The organism is Streptomyces sp. CAU 1734, assembly GCF_039888735.1.
Taxonomy (GTDB): Bacteria; Actinomycetota; Actinomycetes; order Streptomycetales; family Streptomycetaceae; genus Streptomyces.
Genome location: NZ_JBDQQP010000010.1, coordinates 52,210 through 73,395, shown reverse-complemented (window position 1 = coordinate 73,395; position 21,186 = coordinate 52,210). Strand labels below are relative to the sequence as shown.

18 protein-coding genes are annotated in these 21,186 nt (G+C 71.4%); 13 read left to right on the top strand and 5 right to left on the bottom strand.

The features are described 5' to 3' along the window. Positions 1-12 precede the first annotated feature (12 nt). On the top strand, positions 13-660 hold the full coding sequence (locus AAFN69_RS20200) for a 5-formyltetrahydrofolate cyclo-ligase (protein WP_347729990.1): 648 nt from the start codon (positions 13-15) through the stop codon (positions 658-660). Here AAFN69_RS20200 and AAFN69_RS20195 read toward each other — a convergent pair. Beyond that, positions 638-3,490, bottom strand: a complete 2,853-nt coding sequence (locus AAFN69_RS20195; protein WP_347729989.1) for a penicillin acylase family protein — start codon at positions 3,488-3,490, stop codon at positions 638-640. The two genes, AAFN69_RS20200 and AAFN69_RS20195, sit on opposite strands and share 23 nt — an antisense overlap. Before the next feature lie 397 nt (positions 3,491-3,887). Between AAFN69_RS20195 and AAFN69_RS20190 the strand changes: the two genes are divergently transcribed. The 6 genes from AAFN69_RS20190 (at position 3,888) to AAFN69_RS20165 (ending at position 10,099) form a co-directional block, all read left to right on the top strand. Next, positions 3,888-5,372, top strand: coding sequence for a potassium/proton antiporter (locus AAFN69_RS20190; RefSeq protein WP_347730253.1), 1,485 nt, complete (start codon positions 3,888-3,890; stop codon positions 5,370-5,372). A gap of 365 nt (positions 5,373-5,737) precedes the next feature. Beyond that, a complete protein-coding gene (locus AAFN69_RS20185) occupies positions 5,738-7,018 on the top strand; it encodes an MFS transporter (RefSeq protein ID WP_347729988.1) in 1,281 nt (426 codons plus the stop codon). Positions 7,019-7,087: 69 nt separating this feature from the next. After that, positions 7,088-7,432 (top strand): FmdB family zinc ribbon protein, encoded by a 345-nt coding sequence (locus AAFN69_RS20180; protein WP_347729987.1) that lies wholly within the window; start codon positions 7,088-7,090, stop codon positions 7,430-7,432. A gap of 227 nt (positions 7,433-7,659) precedes the next feature. Continuing rightward, complete coding sequence (locus AAFN69_RS20175) at positions 7,660-8,499, top strand: S-methyl-5'-thioadenosine phosphorylase (protein ID WP_347729986.1); 840 nt, start codon at positions 7,660-7,662, stop codon at positions 8,497-8,499. A gap of 382 nt (positions 8,500-8,881) precedes the next feature. Next, positions 8,882-9,412: a hypothetical protein gene (locus AAFN69_RS20170; RefSeq protein ID WP_347729985.1), complete on the top strand. Its 531-nt coding sequence runs from the start codon at positions 8,882-8,884 to the stop codon at positions 9,410-9,412. Between the two features lie 177 nt (positions 9,413-9,589). Beyond that, positions 9,590-10,099 (top strand): MscL family protein, encoded by a 510-nt coding sequence (locus AAFN69_RS20165; RefSeq protein WP_347730252.1) that lies wholly within the window; start codon positions 9,590-9,592, stop codon positions 10,097-10,099. A 40-nt stretch (positions 10,100-10,139) separates the two neighbouring features. Here the strand turns inward: AAFN69_RS20165 and AAFN69_RS20160 are convergent, their stop codons facing one another. Further along, a complete protein-coding gene (locus AAFN69_RS20160; RefSeq protein ID WP_347729984.1) occupies positions 10,140-10,346 on the bottom strand; it encodes a hypothetical protein in 207 nt (68 codons plus the stop codon). 254 nt (positions 10,347-10,600) lie between these two features. On the opposite strand from AAFN69_RS20160, the gene AAFN69_RS20155 reads away from it, so the two are divergent. The 3 genes from AAFN69_RS20155 (at position 10,601) to AAFN69_RS20145 (ending at position 14,164) form a co-directional block, all read left to right on the top strand. Beyond that, a complete protein-coding gene (locus AAFN69_RS20155; RefSeq protein WP_347730251.1) occupies positions 10,601-11,755 on the top strand; it encodes a low temperature requirement protein A in 1,155 nt (384 codons plus the stop codon). A 231-nt stretch (positions 11,756-11,986) separates the two neighbouring features. Beyond that, entirely contained in the window at positions 11,987-13,162 is a 1,176-nt protein-coding gene (locus AAFN69_RS20150; RefSeq protein WP_347729982.1) for a P1 family peptidase, read from the top strand. A 144-nt stretch (positions 13,163-13,306) separates the two neighbouring features. Further along, positions 13,307-14,164 carry a DUF6227 family protein gene (locus tag AAFN69_RS20145; protein ID WP_347729981.1) on the top strand — a complete coding sequence of 286 codons (858 nt, stop codon included), beginning with the start codon at positions 13,307-13,309 and terminating at the stop codon, positions 14,162-14,164. 156 nt (positions 14,165-14,320) lie between these two features. On the opposite strand, the gene AAFN69_RS20140 is transcribed toward AAFN69_RS20145, so the two are convergent. Beyond that, the gene (locus AAFN69_RS20140; RefSeq protein WP_347730250.1) at positions 14,321-15,835 is read right to left on the bottom strand and encodes an MFS transporter; all 1,515 of its coding nucleotides are present in this window, start codon (positions 15,833-15,835) and stop codon (positions 14,321-14,323) included. A gap of 292 nt (positions 15,836-16,127) precedes the next feature. Here AAFN69_RS20140 and AAFN69_RS20135 point away from each other — a divergent pair, with 292 nt between their 5' ends. Further along, the gene (locus AAFN69_RS20135; protein ID WP_347729980.1) at positions 16,128-17,123 is read left to right on the top strand and encodes a YafY family protein; all 996 of its coding nucleotides are present in this window, start codon (positions 16,128-16,130) and stop codon (positions 17,121-17,123) included. Between the two features lie 246 nt (positions 17,124-17,369). Here the strand turns inward: AAFN69_RS20135 and AAFN69_RS20130 are convergent, their stop codons facing one another. After that, the gene (locus AAFN69_RS20130; protein ID WP_347729979.1) at positions 17,370-18,371 is read right to left on the bottom strand and encodes a sigma-70 family RNA polymerase sigma factor; all 1,002 of its coding nucleotides are present in this window, start codon (positions 18,369-18,371) and stop codon (positions 17,370-17,372) included. Between the two features lie 136 nt (positions 18,372-18,507). Between AAFN69_RS20130 and AAFN69_RS20125 the strand changes: the two genes are divergently transcribed. Together AAFN69_RS20125 and AAFN69_RS20120 are read left to right on the top strand one after the other, a co-directional pair. Then, a complete protein-coding gene (locus AAFN69_RS20125; RefSeq protein WP_347729978.1) occupies positions 18,508-19,230 on the top strand; it encodes a GNAT family N-acetyltransferase in 723 nt (240 codons plus the stop codon). A gap of 50 nt (positions 19,231-19,280) precedes the next feature. Further along, on the top strand, positions 19,281-20,363 hold the full coding sequence (locus AAFN69_RS20120; protein WP_347729977.1) for a questin oxidase family protein: 1,083 nt from the start codon (positions 19,281-19,283) through the stop codon (positions 20,361-20,363). Positions 20,364-20,373: 10 nt separating this feature from the next. On the opposite strand, the gene AAFN69_RS20115 is transcribed toward AAFN69_RS20120, so the two are convergent. Further along, complete coding sequence (locus AAFN69_RS20115) at positions 20,374-21,129, bottom strand: class III extradiol ring-cleavage dioxygenase (protein WP_347730249.1); 756 nt, start codon at positions 21,127-21,129, stop codon at positions 20,374-20,376. Positions 21,130-21,186: the final 57 nt, after the last annotated feature.

Below are 21,186 nucleotides of genomic sequence, written 5' to 3'. Positions count from 1 at the left end.
TGTGAGCGGGTTATGGCAGACGATCTGTCCGGTAAAGAGGCCAAGAGGGCGATTCGCGAGCGGCTGCTCGATGCCCGTCGCGCACTCTCCGGAGAGGAGGTGCGCGAAGCGGCCGGGGCGTTCGCGCGACAGGCGCTGGGTCTGCCCGAGCTGTCGGAGGCGGCGACCGTCGCCGCCTATGTCTCGGTGGGGCGCGAACCGGGCACGCGCGCGCTGCTCGACGCGCTGCGCGAGCGGGGCGTACGCGTCCTGCTGCCGGTCCTGCTGCCCGACAACGACCTGGACTGGGGCGTGTACGAGGGCGCGGAGCGGCTGGCGCGCGCCGGGCGCGGGCTGCTGGAGCCGGCCGGGCCCCGGCTGGGGACGGACGGCGTGCTGGAGGCCGATGCCGTACTCCTTCCGGGGCTGGCGGTGGACGGCCGCGGGATGCGGCTGGGGCGCGGGGGCGGCTCGTACGACCGTGTACTGGAACGGATCGGGCGGGACGCACCGGGGGAAAGGGGCGAGCGGGGCGGGGCGGGTGAGCGGCCGGCCCTGGTGGTGCTGCTCTACACGCACGAGGTGGTCGAGCGGGTTCCCGCGGAACCGCACGACCACCCCGTGCATGCCGTCATCACTCCCGAAGGGGTCCGGCGCTTCAGCCCGCCGGCTTCAGTGTGAGGGTGTCGACCGTGTTGGTCTCCACCGCCTTCTCGGTGAAGGACCAGTCGAGCAGTTCGCCGTTGGCCCACTTGTCCGTCTGATCGGTGTAGTGAGCGCTGTAGGCGTGTCCGGACGCCCCGGTGAGGTTGATCCAGTTGGACTTGTCCCACTCGCCGACGTTGACCACCATCCGCATCGAGGGCACCCAGACGACGTCATATCCGGCGGCGGCGTTCCAGCCGGTGGCGTTGACCGCGGCCTCGCCGCCGCCGAGGTTCCACGGGCCGCGGTTCAGCAGGTAGCGCAGCGGGCCGGGGCCCTCCTTGCCGAGGGTCTGGTTGGTGAGGTTCAGCTGGTGCAGCCGGCCCCAGCTCCAGCTGGAGATGTCCTTGCCGAGCTCGGCCGTGAGCTCCCAGCGGGCGTCCTTCATGGCCCGCTCGAACAGCTCGTCACGGGTGTCGGTGGCCTGGTCGTTGCGGTTCCTCGGGGAGCGCCACCAGGCGTTGTCCTCATCCTCGACGATCTTGCGGACCACCTCGAACCAGCGGTCGCCGCCGTCCGGCTGCGCCGACTGGGCGTCGCGCTGGCCGCACTCGATGACGGGCTCGACCAGTTCGTCCACCGGGCCGGTGCTGTTCACCGGGCGCACGCTCAGGCACTGGCCCTCGACCCGCAGCTCCTTGGGCAGTTTGTTGCCGAAGGCGAGCTTCAGGATGTTGCGCCAGACGGCGTTGAAGTACGCGGCGGCGGCCGAGTCCGGCTCCTGGGTGTAGGTCCAGCTCTCCAGCAGCTTCTGCGCCTCGCGGACGTCCGGGTCGTCGATGTCGATCTTCAGCAGCAGCGGCGTCAGAAGGGTCCCGATCGCGCTCGCGTTGTCCATCTGCATCGTCCGCATGTCCTCGGTGGAGATCTTCCCCCCGCCCTTGATCTTGTCCGCGATCAGGGTGTTGATCCGCTCGCTCCGGGCGCCGTAGCCGTAGTCCTCGGTGATCAGGTACGGGTACTTGTCGGCGTCGATCACGGCCTGGTTGGCGGTGACGATGTAGCCGCGCGCGGGGTTCTTCTCGTACGGCATCTCGTTGAAGGGGATGGGGTCCCCCCACTTGTAGGCGGGGTCCCAGCCGGGTGCGGGGATGTCGCCGTTGCCCTTGGCGCGGCGCGGGATGCTGCCGGGCGCCTGGTAACCGATGTTCTCGGCGTCCGCGTAGATCATGTTCTGCGATGGGACCTCGAAGTCCCTGGCCGCCTCGCGGAAGGACGTGAAGTCATTGGCGCGGTTGAGCTTGAAGACGGCGTCCATGGTTCTGCCGGGCTTCAGCGCGGTCCACTGGAGCGCGACGCCGTAGCCGGCGGCCCGGTCCGGGGCGGAGTTGGAGACCGGGGCGTGCCGGCCGACCTTCTCCAGCTCGGTACTGCGGTCGGAGACCAGCGGTCCGTGCTCGGTCTCCCGGACGGTGATCGTCTTGGGCTTGCCGCCCGCAACCTTGATGACCTCCTTGCGGGTCTTCAGCTTCCGCTGCTCGTCGCGGACCTGGTAGCTGTCGCCGCTGAGCTTCTCCAGGTAGAGGTCGGTCACATCGGCGCCGAGGTTGGTGAAGCCCCAGGCGATGTCCTGGTTGTGGCCGATGATCACACCGGGGGTGCCGGCGAAGGTGAAGCCCGCCGTGTCGTACTGGCAGTCCTTCGACACCTTCCGGCAGTGCAGGCCCATCTGGTACCAGAGCGAGGGCAGCTGGGGCGCGAGGTGCGGGTCATTGGCGAGCAGCGGCTTGCCGGTGGTCGTGTACTTGCCGGAGACGACCCAGGAGTTGGATCCGATGCCGTTGCCGTTCGGGCCGAGCAGGGCGGGGATGGTGTCCAGGGTCTCGGAGAGGGAGGAGAGCTGGGTGTTCAGGCCCTCCATGGCGGCCTCGGCGTCGGCCGCGTCCGCGGGGGTGCCGCCGGGGTCGGTGCCGTCGATCCCGGGGACTCCGGCCGCGCCGCCGGTGGTGCCGTCGCCGCCGCTGTCGCTGTTACCGCTGCTGTTGCCGTCGCCGCCGGTGTTGCCGTTGTTGTCGCCCGCGTCGCCGGAGGGTTCGGCGTCCGGGTCGAAGCTCCCGGTGACGGGATCGATCCCGCCCTTGTCCATGACGGGCCGGACGCCGCCCGGGTACTCCGGGTAGAGGTCCTCGATCTGCTCCGGGCTCAGCCTGCTCGTCAGCAGGGAGCGGTCGATCTCGTCCTCCATGTTGCCGCGCAGATCCCACGCCATCGCCTTGAGCCAGGCCACCGAGTCGACCGGTGTCCACGGCTCGGGCTCGTAGTCGTTGACGAAGGAGAGCGCCGCGTACTCGACGGAGAGCTCCTCGCCGTCCTTGCCGGCCAGGTAGGCGTTGACGCCGTCCGCGTACGCCTGGAGGTTCTTCTTGGTCTCCGCCGTCAGGACGTCGTCGTACTCGCGCTGGGCGACCCCGCGCCAGTCGAGGGTGCGCAGGAAGGCGTCGGTGTCGACCTGTTCCGCGCCGAACATCTCCGAGAGCCGTCCCGCCGTCATGTGCCGGCGTACGTCCATCTCCCAGAAGCGGTCCTGCGCCTGGACGAAGCCCTGGGCCCGGAAGAGGTCCTCGTCGGTGTCGGCGTAGATCTGCGGAATGCCGTAGTCGTCGCGCTTGACCTCGACCTCTCCGCGCAGACCGTCGATCTCTATCGTGCCGGTCGTCTGCGGGAAGGAGGCGCGCACGGTGCTCACGCCCCAGTAGCCGCCGTATCCGATGCCGCCCAGCAGAGCCAGCACCAGGACGAGCACGAACAAGCGGGCGCGTCGCCCCTTCTTCTTCTTGCGGGAAGAGGCGGTTGTGTTGGAGGGCATCGCTGTCCTTCGAGGCGCAGGCTGGTCCAGGAGTGCTGTAGCAACCATAGGCGCAGCGCCGGGTAACCCCTGACGCGGTATCCGATAGCGGACCGGAGGGGGAGCCTCCGCTGTCGCGCGGGCCGTGGCCGGCGGCGCCCCCTGCGGTGCGCGAGCACGGACCACGGAAAAGGGATGTGCCGGACATACCGGCGGATCGGCGGGGAGGCACGAGCGTCGCTTGGCCGGATCCCGGCTGTTTCGGGGAAGAGTTGGGGAGCGCGTCCGGCGGCCCGCCCCGCGGGCTCTCACCAGACCATCAGCGTCAAGGAAACGTTAAAGATTAGGTAAGGTAACGAAGTGTCGCCGCCCGGATCCGCGATCCGGCACGTAGAGGCGCGAGGGGAAGGATCGGCCACTGACTGTCCACCGGCTCAATGAAGTCCTGCTCATCTGCTCACTCGTGCTGCTCATCGCCGTCGTCGCGGTGCGCCTCTCATCGCGCAGCGGGCTGCCCAGTCTGCTGCTCTATCTGGGGATCGGCATCGCCATAGGGCAGGACGGCATCTTCAACGTCGAGTTCGACAATGCCGAGCTGACGCAGGTCATCGGCTATGCCGCACTGGTCGTGATCCTCGCCGAGGGCGGCCTGGGCACCAAATGGCAGGAGGTGAGACCCGCCCTGCCGGCGGCCGTCGCGCTCTCCACCGCAGGGGTCGCGCTCAGCGTCGGCGTCACCGCCGCCGCGGCCCACTATCTCGTCGGCCTGGAGTGGCGGCAGGCACTCATCATCGGCGCGGTGGTCTCCTCGACCGACGCCGCCGCCGTCTTCTCCGTCCTGCGCAGAGTGCCGCTGCCGTCCCGGGTGACCGGCGTACTGGAGGCCGAATCGGGATTCAACGACGCCCCCGTCGTCATCCTGGTCGTCGCCTTCTGCACCGCCGGCCCGGTCGACGACTGGTACGTACTCGTCGGCACCATCGCCCTGGAGCTCACCATCGGCGCGGCCATCGGGCTCGCGGCGGGCTGGCTCGGCGCCTTCGGGCTGCGGCATGTGGCACTGCCCGCGTCCGGGCTCTACCCGATCGCCGTGATGGCGATCGCGGTGGTGGCGTACGCGGCCGGCGCCATCGCCCACGGCAGCGGCTTCCTCGCCGTCTACCTCGCGGCGATGGTCCTCGGGAATTCCAAGCTTCCGCACGCGCCCGCCACCCGCGGCTTCGCCGAGGGGCTCGGCTGGCTCGCCCAGATCGGGATGTTCGTCCTGCTCGGACTGCTGGTGACCCCGCACGAGCTGGTGGACGACTTCTGGCCGGCGGTGATCGTGGGCCTGGTGCTGACGATGGTGGCCCGGCCGCTCTCGGTCTTCCTCAGCCTGCTGCCGTTCCGCATCCCGCGCCGGGAGCAGATCCTGCTCTCCTGGGCCGGGCTGCGCGGTGCCGTACCGATCATTCTGGCCACCATCCCGATGGTGGCGGATGTCGAGGGCAGCACCCGGATCTTCAACATCGTCTTCGTCCTGGTCGTCGTCTACACCCTGGTGCAGGGCCCCACCCTGCCCTGGCTGGCGAAGGCGCTGCGGCTGGGCCCCGGCGCCCCCTCCGACCTGGGTGTCGAGTCGGCACCGCTGGAGCAGCTGCGCGGGCATCTGCTGTCGGTGTCGATTCCGGAGGAGTCGAAGATGCACGGGGTGGAGGTCGCGGAACTCCGCCTTCCGCCCGGGGCGGCGGTCACGCTGGTGGTACGGGACGAGCGGAGCTTCGTGCCGTCGCCGTCCACGGTGCTGCGGCGCGGGGACGAGCTGCTGGTGGTGGCGACCGACCCGGTGCGGGACGCGGCGGAGAAACGGCTGCGCGCGGTGGGGCAGGGCGGCAAGCTGGCCGGATGGCTCGGGACGGGGTAGCACTCCGCGTACGGACGAGGTGAGTGCCCGCCGGGGGATCCCTCCGGCGGGCGGGGGCGGAGGCGCGGTCTCGAAGGGCTGGGGCCCCTCCGCCGGGCGGGAGCGGAGGCGCGGTCCGGAAGGGCCGGGCAGCGGCTCGACAGGGGCTCGACCGGCGCCCGGTGCCCTCCCCGTACTGCCTGTACCATGAACCAGTACCTTGATCGACCACCTCTGCCTGACGCAGGGCTGGCGCGACCGTATGGCGGCCGAGACGTCCTCGCAGTGGGGCCCGGTATCTACCGCAGTTCTGCGCGAGTGGACAGCTCTCGGCCACTCCCGTACCACCTCGGGAGATGCCACCAGGCGGCAGAAAGGCAGTGACCGTGGCAGCCACGGTCACCGAAGGCACACGCCCCGGCTACGGACAGCTGCTCCGTACCCCCGGCGTCTGGACCTTCCTCATTCCGGGCTTCGCCGCACGGCAGCCCTTCGCGATGCTGACGATCAGCATCGTCCTGCTCGTCCAGCACACCACCGGCTCCTACGGCACCGCGGGCGCGGTCGCCGCGGTCACCGGTGTCTCGATGGCGGTCTTCGCGCCGCAGAGCGGCAAGCTCGCGGACCGTCTCGGCCAGCGCGCCGTACTGCTGCCGGGCGTACTGGTGCACACGGCCTCCGTGTCCGCGCTGACCGCGCTCGCCCTGGCGGACGCCCCTCTCTGGGCGCTCTTCGCCGCCGCGGTGCCGACGGGTGCCTCGGTGCCCCAGGTCGGCCCCATGGTGCGGGCCCGCTGGGCGGCGAAGCTCGACGGATCGCCGCTGATGCCGACCGCCGCGGCGTTCGAGTCGGTGACGGACGAGTTCACCTTCGTCGTCGGACCGGTGCTCGCGACCGCGCTCTGCACCGGCGTCCACCCGGCCGCCGGACTGATCGCGGAGGCGGCGCTCACTCTGGCCGGCGGACTGCTCTTCGCCGCGCAGAAGCGCACCCAGCCCGCGGTGCGCCGCTCGGGCGGCGGCGCGGCGGTGAAACAGATATCGGCGCTCTCCATCCCCGGGGTGCGGGTCCTGATCGTCGCGTTCCTCGGGATCGGCTCGGTCTTCGGCGGCATGCAGGTCTCGCTGACCGCGTTCAGCGAGGAGATCGGCAACCCGGGCGCCAACGGACTGCTGTACGGGATCTTCGCGGCCGGCAACATGCTGGCGGGTATCGCCTGCGGTGCCATCGCCTGGAAGAGCGGCCCCAAGCAGCGGGTGATCATCGGATACGCCGGCCTGACGCTGGCCGCCTCCGCGCTGTGGGCGGCGGACTCCGTCGTCCTGCTCGCGGTACTCGGGCTCCTGGTCGGTCTCTGCATCGCCCCGGCCCTGATCGGCGGCTACACCCTGGTCGAGTCACTGGTGCCGGCCTCCGCCCGCACCGAGGCGTTCACCTGGCTGACGGGTGCGGTGGCCTTCGGCCAGGCGACCGCGGTCACCGTCGCCGGACAGCTGGCCGACGCCCGGGGCGCGAGCGCCGGATTCGTGGTGCCGCTGGCCGGAACCGTACTGGCGCTGGCCACTCTGCTGGCCCTGCGAAACCGGCTCGCACCGGCCGTACCGGGCCGGATCACGGCCCGGGGAACGAGTGGGATGGGTCACCGCTCGCGGGTGACGGTGGACTGATGCAGCGGAATACGTCACTATGGACCGTCGTTAGCACTCATTGAGTGAGAGTGCCAGGAGGAAGACAAAGTGCCGACCTACCAGTATCAGTGCACCGAATGCGGCGAGGGCCTTGAGGCGGTGCAGAAGTTCACCGATGACGCCCTGACCGTATGCCCCAATTGCGACGGACGCCTGAAGAAGGTGTTCTCGGCGGTCGGCATTGTCTTCAAGGGCTCCGGCTTCTACCGCAATGACAGCAGGGGTTCCTCGTCGAGCAGCACGCCGGCGAGCACCTCCTCGTCGTCGAAGTCGTCCGACTCGAAGACCTCGGATTCGTCGGCGTCTTCTTCGTCGCCGTCCGCTTCGTCGTCGTCCGCGTCGACATCGTCGGCCTCGGCTTCCTCGTCGGGATCGGGCAGCTCGGCCGCCTGAGCCCGCTCTTCCGGGCTCCTGCTCTCCGCCCGGATTTCCCGCTCGGTTCTTTTCGTCCAGGGCCCCGCCACGCAGCACGGCGGGGCCTTCGGCGTATCCCGCTCCATGGACACTCGGTGCGCCCCCATGGCGCGTCCGGCGGGCACTCGGCAGGTGTTCGGCGAGCCCTGGCCGGGCGTCCGGCGCGCACTTCCGGGCCGGTCCCGGGCCTCGATAGTGTTCCGGTCATGGCGAATGCGAACGCAGAGATCGGCGTGATCGGCGGCTCCGGCTTCTACTCCTTTCTTGAGGACGTGACCGAGGTCCCGGTCGAAACCCCTTACGGCAGCCCCAGCGACTCCCTTTTCCTCGGTGAGGTGGCGGGCCGGAAGGTCGCGTTCCTCCCCCGGCACGGACGCGGTCACCACATCCCGCCGCACCGCATCAACTACCGGGCCAATCTGTGGGCACTGCGCTCGGTGGGAGTGCGCCAGGTGCTCGGCCCGTGCGCGGTGGGCGGACTGCGTCCGGAGTACGGCCCCGGCACTCTCCTCGTGCCCGATCAGCTGGTGGACCGCACCAAGGCGCGGGAGCAGACGTACTTCGACGGGGTGGAGCGGGCGGACGGGGCGGTGCCCCGGGTGGTGCACACGACCTTCGCCGACCCCTACTGTCCGGCCGGGCGTTCCGTGGCGCTGAAGGCCGCCCGGGGGCGGGACTGGGAAGCCGTGGACGGCGGAACGATGGTGGTCATAGAAGGCCCCCGGTTCTCCACCCGGGCGGAGTCGCGCTGGCACTCCGGCGCGGGCTGGTCGGTGGTCGGGATGACCGGGCACCCGGAGGCGGTCCTCGCCCGCGAACTCGCCCTCTGTTACACCTCGCTGTCCCTGGTCACCGATCTGGACGCGGGCGCGGAGACGGGCGACGGGGTCTCGCACACCGAGGTGATGCGGGTCTTCGGGGAGAACGTGGGCCGGCTGCGCGAGGTTCTCTTCGACGCGGTGGCGGCGCTCCCGGCGACGGCGGAACGCGACTGCCTGTGCGTACGGGCCCATGACGGCTGGAATCTGGGCATCGAACTGCCCTGATCCGTCGCCCTGTTTTTGTCCCATCCCGTCCCGTCCCCGTCCCCGTCCCTGACCCAGTCGGTCGCGGCGGGGCGGGGCGGGGGGCGGGGCGGGCTGGGGGAGGGGGGAACGACCCCTTCCGGGTGAGGGAGTTGTCCACAACCCCGGCGCTGTCCACAGGCTCCGGCGGGATCGGGACGGAAGAGGGATGGTGAGAAGCGAGCGGCCGACCGGGGCCGCGATCGCTTCTCCACGCCAGGCGGTGTTCCCCATGTCCTCCCCTCTCTCCTCCTCTCCCCCTTCCTCCGCGTCTCCTTTGCCCTCCGTGCCCTCCGGGGCCTGCTCCGGGGGGCACCGGCCAGGGGCGGATCCGGCCCCGCACCAGGGGCTCGCGGGCTCCGCGGTGCCCGAGCCGCTGGGGGTCCCGCCCTTCGCGCCGGTACGCGTACGGCGCGGCGCCCACCGGCTGCGGCGGGCGGTGCGGCGAAGGCACCGGGCACTGGCCGCCGGGCTGGCGCTGACCGCGGCGACGGCCCTGGCGGCCTCGGGCGCCCGGGAGCCGGGCGGGCGGAGCACCGGGGACGACCCCCGGCGCTCGGGCGGCCCGGATGTCCCCGAGCGGGCCGGCCCGGCGAGGGGCGGGCAGCGTCCGCCCGCCGAACTGATCGCCGCCGGGGTGCATGTCGCGGACGCGCGCACGGTCCGGCTGCTCCGGCCCGATGACCGGGTGGATGTGATCGCCACCCCGGGATTCCGGGCGGGGGAACCCGACCCGCCCGACGCGCGGGTGGTGGCGAGGAGCCTGCGGGTGGCCGAGGTCCGGAGGGTGAGCGAGACCTCCGGGGCGCTGGTGGTGCTCTCCGTGCCGCGCGCCGTCGCCGGCGCGCTGGCCGCCGCCGGGGCCACATCGGCCATGGCGGTGACCCTGTGCTGAGCGGCGCGTCCATTCGGCGGCCGGCCCGCTCACCGGCGGCGGTTCGCCCGCGGAGTCGTACTGACGTACCTTCCCGTCACCTCTTCGCGGGTACGGAGTGGACAGCGCGGCCACGCATTGCCGTAGGTTGCGGGGGGTTTTGTTCCGTCCCCCGTATTCATGAGGAAAGGCTCCGTGGTGACCGAGAAGAAGGTCAGCTTGCTGGAGGGCTTCAAAGCCTTCCTGCTGCGCGGCAATGTGATCGACCTGGCTGTGGCCGTCGTCATCGGCGCTGCATTCACCCAGATCGTCAACTCTGTGGTGAAGGGCGTCATCAACCCCCTGGTCGGCGCGTTCGGCACCAAGGACCTGGATGCCTACAGCTCCTGCATCAAGGGCACCTGCAAGGTGGTGAACGGCGAGGTCGACGGCATCAAGATCCTCTGGGGATCGGTCCTCGGGGCCACCCTCAGCTTCATCATCACCGCGGCGGTCGTCTACTTCCTGATGGTGCTGCCCATGGCCAAGTACCTGGCCCGCAAGGCGGCCAGGGACGCGGCGAAGGAAGGCACGAAGGAGGTCGTCGAGCTCTCCGAGCTGGAGGTGCTGAAGGAGATCCGCGACACCCTCGTGGCGCAGTCGCGCGGTGGGTCCGGGGCGTCCGGCACACCCGGTGGGGGCTCTCCCTCGGGTCCCGGCGCGCTGTAGCGGCGCACGCGGGGACTCCTCGGGGCGGGGCCGCCCGGGCTCAGATGTGGTGCGGCGGCTTCTCCTCGAGGAAGCGCGCGAGATCCGCGGCTCCGTCGCCGCCCGCGGCGGGCCGCTCACCCCAGCCCCGGTCCGTGTCGTCCGCGGACTGCCGGTCCAGCGGATCGTCGAAGTCGATCCTCGGCTTCGGGGGGTCCTGGCGAGGTCGCCTCGCGTCTCGCGGGCCGGGGGCGGGGGCGGTACTCATCTCTCCAGGGTACGGCGGCACCGGGCGGCACGGGCCCGCCGGAGCGGGGGACCCGGGCGATACGCCCGGATCCGTTCCCTCCGGCCCCGGCACGTGGCCCGGTCACCCTGACGGGTGCGCATCCCGTCGCCCACCGGCGTGGTCTCTGCTCTGCTGGGCGTATGAGAGCGGACCGCGCCGGCGGGGACGACGCGAGCGGGAACAGCGGCGACGGCTCGTCCCCGGAGGCGCTCGGCTATACGCCGCTGCGGCGGATGGTGCCCCGGAAGACGGACGAGGCGCACCGGGCGGCCACACCGCTGGAGCTCTTCTTCGATCTGTGCTTCGTGGTCGCCGTGGCCCAGGCGGGGGCACAGCTGGTCCACTCCCTGGCCGGGGGACACCCCGTCTCCGGCGTCTTCGGCTACGCCCTGGTGTTCTTCGGGGTGTGGTGGGCCTGGATGAATTTCACCTGGTTCGCCTCGGCGTACGACTGCGACGACGTGCCCTACCGGATCGCGACCCTGGTACAGATCGCCGGAGTCCTGGTCTACGCGGCGGGAGTGCCCCGCGCGTTCAGCGCGAACGACTGGACGATCGCGGTCATCGGCTATCTGATCATGCGGCTCGCCCTGATGACCCAGTGGCTGCGCGCGGCGGCGGCGGAACAGGGCGCGGCCCGGCGGACCGCGCTGACCTATGCCGTCGGGATCGCCCTCTGCCAGCTCGCGTGGGTGGTGCTGCTGCTCGCCCCGAAGGATGCCCGGCACTGGCTGTTCCTGGCGGGCATCGCGGCGGAACTACTGGTGCCGCTGCTCGCGGAACGACGCCGGCGGACCCCCTGGCACGCCCATCACATCGTGGAGCGGTACGGGCTGTTCACCCTGATCGTGCTGGGCGAGACGATGGCGGCGAGCACCGTCGCCGTGCAGTCGGCCCTGGACGAACACGATGCCGTGGGCGAGTTGCTGCCCATCGCGGGCGGCGGACTCCTGATCATCTTCTCGGCGTGGTGGATCTACTTCGCCGTACCGGCACACGAACGCCTGATCTCCAATCGGCAGGCGGTCCCCTGGGGATACGGCCATGTGCTGATCTTCGGCTCGGCGGCGGCGATCGGTGCCGGGATGGAGGTGGCGGTCGAGCATGCGGTCGGCAAGGCGCACCTTTCGGAGGCGGCGGCGAGCGCGGCCGTCACCGTGCCGTCGGCGGTCTTTCTGCTGACCGTCTGGCTGCTGCACGCCCGGCACTTCGGTCACGGCAGGGCTCAGCAGCTTCTGCTGCCGGTGGCGGCCCTGGGGGTGCTCTGCTCGACCTTCGCGGGCGAGTGGGCGGTACTGATCGCCGGGCTGGTCTCGGCCGCCGCCGTCGCGGCCGGGGTGGCGCTCACCCACCATGCCGCACCGCCCGCCCTCGCCCCCGGCACCTGAGCCGATGGCACACGATGGCGCCCTCCGCCGCGCGATCACCACCGTGAGCCGGCCCCCGCGCCCCACGGGCCGGTGGCGGGACGGAGAGATGGGGAGGAGGCGGGATGGGGAGGGGGGCGGGGGCGGGGGCCAGGCGGGGCGGGGCGGCCGGGGTAAGTGAACCGACGGGGAGGGGCGGGGGGAGGGGAGGGGGCGGGGGCCGTGATCGGGTAGCCAGAGGGGATGGACGGCATGAGCGAGGACGCGACCGGCGCCAACGGAACAGACAGGCCGGGTGGCACAGGCGGCACACACAACCGGGACAGCCCGGACGGCCCGGACAGCAAGCACGGCCCGGACGTCGGACACGGCCCGAACCGCGTGCACGGAACCGGCGGGCACGGAACCGGCGGGCTGACGGATGTCGCCGGGCTACGGGTCGGGCATGCGCGAGTGGACGGGCCGGGCGCGCTGAGCGGCACCACGGTCGTCCTCGCGCCCGAGGGCGGGGCGGTCGCGGCGGTCGACGTCCGGGGCGGCGGGCCCGGGACCCGGGAGACCGACGCGCTCGACCCGCGCAATCTGGTCCAGCGGATCGAGGCCGTCGTACTGACCGGTGGAAGCGCCTACGGGCTGGAGGCGGCGGCCGGGGTGATGGCCTGGCTGGAGGAGCGGGGGCGGGGGGTCCGGGTCGGCGGCCCCGGGCAGGTGGTGCCGGTGGTCCCCGCCGCCTGTGTCTTCGATCTGGGGCGCGGCGGCGACTGGAGGGCGCGGCCGGACGCGTCGACGGGCCGGGCCGCCGTCGAGGACGCGGCACGGACGGACTCCGGTGCGCCGGTGCGGACCGGCGGGGTCGGCGCGGGCACGGGCGCCGTGGTGGGCGGGCTGAAGGGGGGAATCGGCACCGCCAGTACGGTTCTTCCGGAGTCGGGGGCCACGGTCGGCGCGCTGGTGGTGGCCAATGCGGCGGGTTCGGCGGTGGATCCGCTGACGGGTGTGCTGTACGGGCGGTATCTCACGGGCCCGGTGGAGTACCCGGCGCCGGGCGCGCATGCGGCGGCGCTGCGCCGGGTCGCGGAGGCCGTGGCGGCGGGCGGGCCGCCGCCGCTGAACACCACGCTCGCCGTGGTGGCGACCGACGCCGTTCTCACTCGCGCACAGGCGCAGAAGCTCGCGGGTACGGCGCACGACGGCATCGCGCGCGCCATCCGGCCGGTCCATCTCCTCAATGACGGGGACACGGTCTTCGCACTCGCCACGGGTACGGTGCCGCTCGCGCCCGGGAATCCGTTCGCGCTCAACGAAGTGCTGGCAGCGGGCGCGGACATGGTGACCGAGGCGATTGTGCGGGCGGTTCTGGGGGCCGTCGGGGTGACCGGACCAGGTGGGGTTTTCCCCGCTTACCGGGAGCTGTACGACATCAAATGAATTGAGCGGTATACCGAGTGATGTGGGGCGGGGAACTTCACAAAGAGTTTCTTCGTTTTTCGCAACGACTGGACGCCCCGTCAGGCCGAGGAGCTACTTTTAGCAATCAGCGTGTTACTTGCGGCGACGGCCTGGAGACCGACCTTGAACGATCCCTATGAGACAACCGAGGCGCATCTTGAGCGACTCCTGGGTCGTGCGCTCAACTCCTTCGATCTGCCCGACGCCACGGTCGACCGACTCGGCTCGGCGCTGGCGCATGCGAGTTCTCTGCACTCCTCGCACCACAGCGGTTCGCTGCACCGGGCGACGTACCGGCATGCGTATCTGCTGAGCGACGGGAGTTCGCTGGTCCTGTGGGAGCTGGTGCACAGCTCCGGCCGGGGCGGCACCGAACAGCACGAGCTGTACACCGACGAGGCGGAGGTGCGGCTCGCGGCATCCCGGCTGCCCGCCGGGTTCCCCGGGTTCGCCGAGGCGGGCGAGCAGGGCGGCTCGGCGTTCCTTCCGGGTGCCCACCGCAGTCTCGGTCCCCTCGCCGGTTCCGGCGCCGGTGGCTCCGGCGCCGGGACCGACGAGGGGGCCGCGCGCTTCATCGCGGGCTCGGATCTCGACGCCGATTTCGAACTGCTCGCCAGTCTGCTGGCGGCGCCCCCGGCCGCACTCCCCCGGATGTATGTCCCGGACAATTCCGCCGACCACGCCCGCCGGGTGCTGCGCCGCGCGGAGAACACGGACCGGCCGGGCGAGGAGATCGCCGTCACGCTGCGGAGCGCGTTCGCGCACCACATCACCCAGGTGCTCGCACGTCAGTGCCGGGTGGCGGGCAAGGACGCCGGTTTCACGCTGTACGAGCATGCCTTTCTGCTGCTCGACGGCGCCGAGGTCTCCCTCTGGGAGGTGGAGCACACCGCCACTCCGGACGGCCGTCACATGTGCGAGGTCTACACCGCCGAACAGGCCGCCCGCGAGGCGATGGAGCTGCGCGCCCGGGTCCGCTGACAGCCGGCGGCAGGCGGCCGGCGGCCGTTCCGCACCCCGGCGCGGAGAGAGTCCGGGAGCAGAGAAGGTCCGGACACGGAAGAGGCCCCGGACGGGTGTTGATCCCGTTCGGGGCCTCCGCCGCCGCGCGACGCGTTCATCGCCGCACGGCCGCTCTCACGGGGTCAGCGCGGGCTCCCGCTCCGGCTGGGGGGTGCCGGGTTCGTCGTCCGCCGGTGCGCCCTCCAGATGCTGCTTGGGGCGGGCGGGCAGGGCGAACATCACCAGGAAGATCACCGCGAGGATCGCGACGACCCACCACAGGGAGTTCTGGAAGGCGTCCACGAACGCCTTTCCGACCGCTTCCGGCACACCGCCCGTGGCTCCCGCGGCGCCTTCGCCGTGCGAACCGAGTGCCGGGCCCTCGCCCGAGCCGCCGAGTGAACCGTCGATCGTACGGAAGAAGACCACCGAGACGAGGCCGAGACCGAGCGCGGTGCCCATCTGCTGCACCGTGCTGATCAGCCCGGACGCCGAACCCGCGTGTTCGCGGGGGACCTCGGAGAGAACCGCGTCCGTCAGCGGCGCCACGATCAGGCCCATGCCGAGCCCCATCAGTACCAGCGGCAGCAGCATCTGCCAGGTGGTTATCCCGGTGCCGTACCGTCCGGCCTCCCAGATGTAGAGCAGCACCCCCGAGGCCATCGTCAGCGCACCGGCCTGGAGCACCTTGCGGCCGAACAGCGGGACCAGTTTCTGTACGGAGATCCCGGCGGCGACGGACACCGCGATGGAGAACGGAACACCGGTCAGTCCCGCCCGCAGCGGACTCCAGCCGAGGCCGACCTGCATGTACAGGGTCCAGACCAGGAAGAAGACGCCCATCAACAGACCGAAGGTGAGCTGTACGGCGATACCGGCGGCGAAGCTCTTGATCCGGAAGAGGGTGAGCTCGACCAGCGGGGAGCCGTCCTTGCGGGTCTTGTACCGCTCGTAGGCCACGAAGACGGCGAAGACCACCAGACTGCCGGCCATGCAGAGATGACCCCAGAGCGGCCAGCCCAGCTCACGGCCGCGTGTCAGCGGGTAGATCAGCATCAGCAGCGCGGAGGTGACCAGTACGACGCCGGCCAGGTCGAGCCGGAGGGCCTGCGGGGCCCTGGACTCGATGATGAACTTCCGGCCCAGCAGCAGTCCGGCGATGCCCACGGGCAGATTGATGAGGAAGATCGGCCGCCATTCGAGGCCGAAGAGATTCCACTGGGTGAGCAGGGCGCCGAGCAGCGGCCCGGAGACGGCGCCGAGTCCGACGATGGCGCCGAAGAGGCCGAAGACCTTGCCGCGTTCGTGTGCGGGGAAGGTGGTGTGGATGATCGCCAGCACCTGAGGCACCATCAGGGCGGCCATGGCGCCCTGGAGGAGCCGGGAGGCGACCAGCATCTCCGCGTTCACGGCGAAGCCGCAGAGCGCGGAGGCGAGGGTGAAGCCGGTGATGCCGAGGAGGAAGAGGCGCTTGCGGCCGTAGATGTCGCCGAGCCGGCCGCCGGTGATCAGTCCGGCGGCGAAGGCGAGTGCGTAGCCCGCGGTGATCCACTGGATGGCGCCGAAGGAGGCGCCGAGATCGCGTTCCATGCTGGGGATGGCGATATTGACGATGGTGACATCGACCAGGTCCATGAAGGCGGCGGTCATCACCACGGCGAGGGCGATCCAGCGGCGGCGGTCCGCGCCCGCGCCGTCCGCGCCGTCCTTCCGGTTCTGCGCTGCGGCCCCGGAATCGGACCCGGCCCCGGACCGAACCGCGGACTCGGCCCCGGACTCGAACTGGACCCCGGGCTCTGCTCCGGCTCCGGCTTCGGCTATGGCTCCGGCGGCGCGGGGGCCTTTTCCTGACGGGTTGGATACGGCGGGCTGTGAACTCATGGACTCAGCGTAGAGATTCATTAGGCCAGAAGATGTCCTCATTGACCGGCATCCTGGGCCCATGACGGACACTCCGGCACGACTGTTGAATCTGCTCTCCCTGCTCCAGACTCCGCGCGAATGGCCGGGCAGCGAGCTGGCCCAGCGCCTGGAGGTGAGCCCTCGCACCATCCGCCGTGACATCGAGCGGCTGCGGGACCTGGGATATCCGGTCGAGGCGTCGAAGGGTGCCGTCGGCGGATACCGGCTGGTCGCGGGCGCCGCGATGCCGCCGCTGCTGCTGGACGACGAGGAGGCCGTGGCGATAGCCGTGGGGCTGCGCGCGGGCGCGGGCCATGCGATCGAGGGCATCGAGGAGGCGTCCGTACGGGCGCTGGCCAAGCTCGAACAGGTGCTGCCGTCCCGGCTGCGGCACCGGGTGACCGCTCTCCAGGCCGCGACGGTGCCGCTGACCCGGGGCGACGGCGCCACCATCGATCCCCGCACCCTGACGGCGATAGCGAGCGCGGCCAGTGGCCAGGAGCGGCTGCGGTTCGGTTATCGGGCGCGGGACGGGGCGGAGACGAAGCGGCTGGTGGAGCCGTACCGGCTGGTGTCGACGGGGAGCCGCTGGTATCTGGTGGCGTACGACATGGCCCGGGAGGACTGGCGCACCTTCCGGGTCGACCGGGTCTCCGATCCGTTCGCCACCGGTGCGCGGTTCGTGCCGAGGGAGCTGCCGGACGGTGATGCGGCGCGGCTGCTGGGCCATACGCGCTCGCCGCGGGAGGAGTACGAGGTGGACATCGCCTTCGAGGCTCCGGCGGATTTCGTGGCGGTGCGGCTGCCCGCCGCGCTGGGGAAGCCGGTGCCGACCGGTGAGGGGAGCTGTCGGCTGCGGGGCCGGTCGTCGGACACGATGGAGTGGCTGGCGCTGCGGCTGGCGCTGGTGAGGTGCGAGTTCACCGTCGCGGCGCCGGAGCGGCTGGTCGTTCATCTGGACGAGCTGGGGGCGCGGCTGACCCGTTCGGCCCGCGGGGACCGGCCGGAGGGCTCGCCGGCGGGGACGGCACCGTAGCGAGAACCGGGAACAGAGACGGGAAGAGAGACGAGCAGAGAGACGGGAACGGAGCCGTGAGGGCGGACACCCGGCGGCCCGGGCAGGAACAGTCCGGGCAGGCCCCGGACAGGAACGGGCCGGACAGGAACGGCCCCGAACGGGAACAGGCCGGGCAGGAACAGGCCCCGGACAGGGAAGGACCCCGAAGCCGGGGGGAGGGCTTCGGGGTCCGGTTCTCGGGGAGGGGGGCGCCGGGCGGCGGCATCACGCGGCCGCGTCGAATCCCGTGTCCCTGGCCATCTTCTTCAGTTCCACCAGTGCGTGCTTCTCGATCTGGCGGATGCGTTCCCTGGTCAGGCCGTGTTCCTTGCCGACCTCGGTCAGGGTGCGCTCCCGCCCGTCCATGATCCCGTACCGCATCCTGATGATCGACGCGGTGCGCTGATCGAGCTTGCCGATCAGATCCTCCAGGCCCTCGCTGCGCAGCAGCGTCAGCACCGACTGCTCGGGGGACACGGCCGAGGTGTCCTCCAGCAGATCGCCGAACTGGGTCTCACCGGCGTCGTCCACCGGCATGTTCAAGCTGACCGGGTCGCGCGCCCAGTCCAGGACGTCGATGACCCGCTCGGGGGTGGAGCCGAGCTCCGACGCGATCTCGGCCGGCTCGGGCTCGCGGCCCTTCTCGCGGTTGAACTCGCGCTGGACCCTGCGGATCCGGCCCAGCTCCTCCACCAGGTGGACGGGGAGCCGGATGGTGCGGGACTGGTCGGCGATGGAGCGGGTGATCGCCTGGCGGATCCACCAGGTGGCGTAGGTGGAGAACTTGAAGCCCTTCGCGTAGTCGAATTTCTCGACCGCGCGGACCAGGCCGGCGTTCCCCTCCTGGATCAGGTCGAGCAGGGGCAGCCCGCTGCGCGGGTAGCGCCGGGCGACCGCCACGACCAGCCGCAGATTGGACCGGATGAATATGTCCTTGGCGCGCTCGCCCTCGGCCACCAGCGCGTCGAGCTCCTCGCGCGTGGCTCCGCCGGCTCCGCTCTCCACTTCGCCGCTGATGATCTGCCGGGCGAACACGCCCGCTTCGATCGTCTGCGACAGTTCGACTTCCTTGGCCGCGTCGAGCAGCGGCGTACGTGCGATCTCGTCGAGGTACATGCCGACCAGGTCGCGGTCGGCGATCTCCCCGCCCACTGCGCGAACGCTGCGTGCCCGGTCGGTGGTCCCCTTGGTCTCGGACTGGCGACGGGCGACGGCACGGGTTGCCATGCGAGCTCCCTTGCTGAGTAGGTCGCGACACCTTTTCGGGTGCCCTGCATCCGATGGAAACAACGACTGGAATCCGGACAGAATTCCCATGAGGCGCTTCGATTTTTGCGATCTTGCAGTACCCTGTGCCGCCATCATGAGTGAGCACATACCGCAGGAACGAACAGATGTGCAGGTCAAGCCGGGCACGGAGGCTGATCTGGTGGCGCTGACAGCGCTGTACAACCACTACATCCGTGAGACACCCATCACCTTCGACACCACTGTTTTCACTCCCCGGGAGCGTCTCCCGTGGTTGCGTTCCCACCCTGAAGACGGCCCGCACCGCCTTCTGGTTGCTCGGGACACCGGGGCCCCCGGAACCGGCGCCGGCTCCGATTCCGGCAGTCTGCCGAATCCCGCTGAAGTACGGCCGAACCGGCCCGGCACGGACAGCCGGCCCGGCACGGACAACGGGCCGGACCACGGGCCGGGCATCCGGCCGGACCGGGGCGCGCCGGAGCCCGGCGGCGGTGCGCCGGGCGAGCGCCCGTGGGGAAGTGTGCTCGGTTACGCGACGAGTAGTCCTCTCCGTCCCAAAGCCGCGTACGACACCTCGGTCGAGGTGAGCGTCTACTGCGCCCCCGAGGCGGCGGGCCGGGGCATCGGCTCTCTCCTATACCGGGCGCTCTTCGCCGCGCTGGAGGGTGAGGACGTGCACCGCGCCTACGCCGGGATCGCCGGGCCGAACGAGGCGTCGGCCCGGCTCCACGCCTGGTTCGGTTTCCGCCCGGTCGGCACCTACCGCGAGGTGGGGCGGAAGTTCGGCCGGTACTGGGATGTCACCTGGTACGAGAAGGAGCTCGGGCGCCGGATGTAGGACCTCCGCCCGTTACGGTGCCGCCCGGCCGCTGCCTAGAGTCCGGGGCCATGGAGACCAACCCCGTACAACCCCCCGCGGCCCCCGGAGCAGGGGCGGCCGGCGACCGCACCGGAACCCTCGACGAGGCGCTCGATCGGCTGCATGTGCGCGGACCCGAGTTCGTCGGCTGGCTGAGCAATCACGGGCCGATGGCCGTGGAGGCGCTGGTGCGGCACGGCCGGGCTGACACCGTGCACCGCTGGCTCGACCGCTACAGCGAGCGGCTGGAGGAGATGCCGGAGGTCCACACCCCGATCACCCCGGAGAACTGGTTCGCGGCCCTGGGCGACCCGCGCAGGATCGCCGACTGGGCGGTTCACTTCGAGCGGGAGACGGCGGAGCGCCCCTGGCGCGCGGTGCTGGCCGAGTGGTGGCCCCGGCTGCTCCCCGGCATCGCGGGCGGGGCCACCCATCCGGTGATCCGGGTGGGCCACGCCGTGCGGACCCTGCTGACCGGCGAGGAGACCGCGCCGAGGGTCAGGGAGCTGGCCCATGCGCTCGGCTACTGGGCGGCCCGGCACCAGCCGCTGCCGCCCGTGCGCGCCCTCGCTCCGGTCCGGAGCGCGGCCGGGGCGCTGGCGGCCGTACCGGCGGTGCCCGATCAGTCCGCCGGGATCGGGCACCGGCTCGGTCAGCTCATCGCCTTCCCGGCCTGGCCGGGCGGCGCCGGTACGCGGGACATCGGGCCGGACGAGGCGCATGCGCTGCTGCGCGAGCTGGTCACCGCGTCCGTGCACCGTTACGCGACGCACGGTCACGGCGAGCCGGTGATGCTGGTGCATGCGGCGACGGCGCCCAACGCGGTGCTGCGCACCCTGCCCGCGCTCCCCCGCGAGCTGTGGGCGGCGAGTCTGTCGGCGGCGTGGGCGGCGAGTGCGGCCGTCACCGCCGCGTACACCCCGGCCGAGGGGCGGCCGTACGCCCCGGAGGCGGCCGTTCCCACCCCGGAGGAGGTCTTCGAGCGGGCCGCGGCGCACGGTGACGATCACACGATCAAGTTCACGGACACCGCGCTCGATGTCGGCGACGCGCGGGCCCTGGCCGCCGCCGTGCGGTCGATCGAGCTGAACGCCCCCTTCCTCCAGGGTTGAGGGCGCGGGGCTATCCGAACTGGACCGAGCGTTTCGCCAGCCCCATCCAGAAGCCGTCGATGACGCTCCGCCCGCTTTCAAGGTCGCCCTGGGATGCTCCCAGTGTGACGAAGAGAGGGGCGAAGTGTTCGGTACGGGGATGGGCCAGCCGGCCCGCGGGGGACTTGTTCTCGAAGTCGAGCAGCGCGTCCACATCGGCCGCCGCCAGCGCCCGCTGCCCCCAGTCGTCGAACTCCACCGACCACCCGGGGATCCCGTCGTGGCGGAGCGCCGCGAGATTGTGGGTGAAGAAGCCGCTGCCGGCGATCAGCACCCCTTCGTCGCGCAGCGGGGCCAGCTTGCGCCCGATCTCCATCAGCCGCACCGGGTCGAGGGTGGGCAGCGAGATCTGGAGTACGGGGATGTCCGCGCCGGGATACATCTCCACCAGGGGCACGTACGCGCCGTGGTCGAGACCCCGGTCCGGGATGTCCTGGACGGGTGTTCCGGCGCCGCGCAGCAGTTTCCGTACGGAGTCGGCGAGCCCGGGTGCGCCGGGGGCCTCGTACCGGACGGCGTAGTACCGCTCGGGGAACCCCCAGAAGTCGTACACGAGCGGCACCGTGCGGGTGGCGGCGAGGGCCAGCGGGGCCTCCTCCCAGTGGGCGGAGACCATGAGGATCGCTCCGGGGCGCGGCAGCGCGGCCGACCAAGCGGCGAGCTGTCCCGGCCAGAGCGGGTCGTCGGCCAGGGGCGGGGCGCCGTGCGAGAGATAGAGGGCGGGCATCCGTTCCGGAGCGGGTGCGGGTACGGCACCGGGAGCCGGAATCGAGGCCGGAACCGG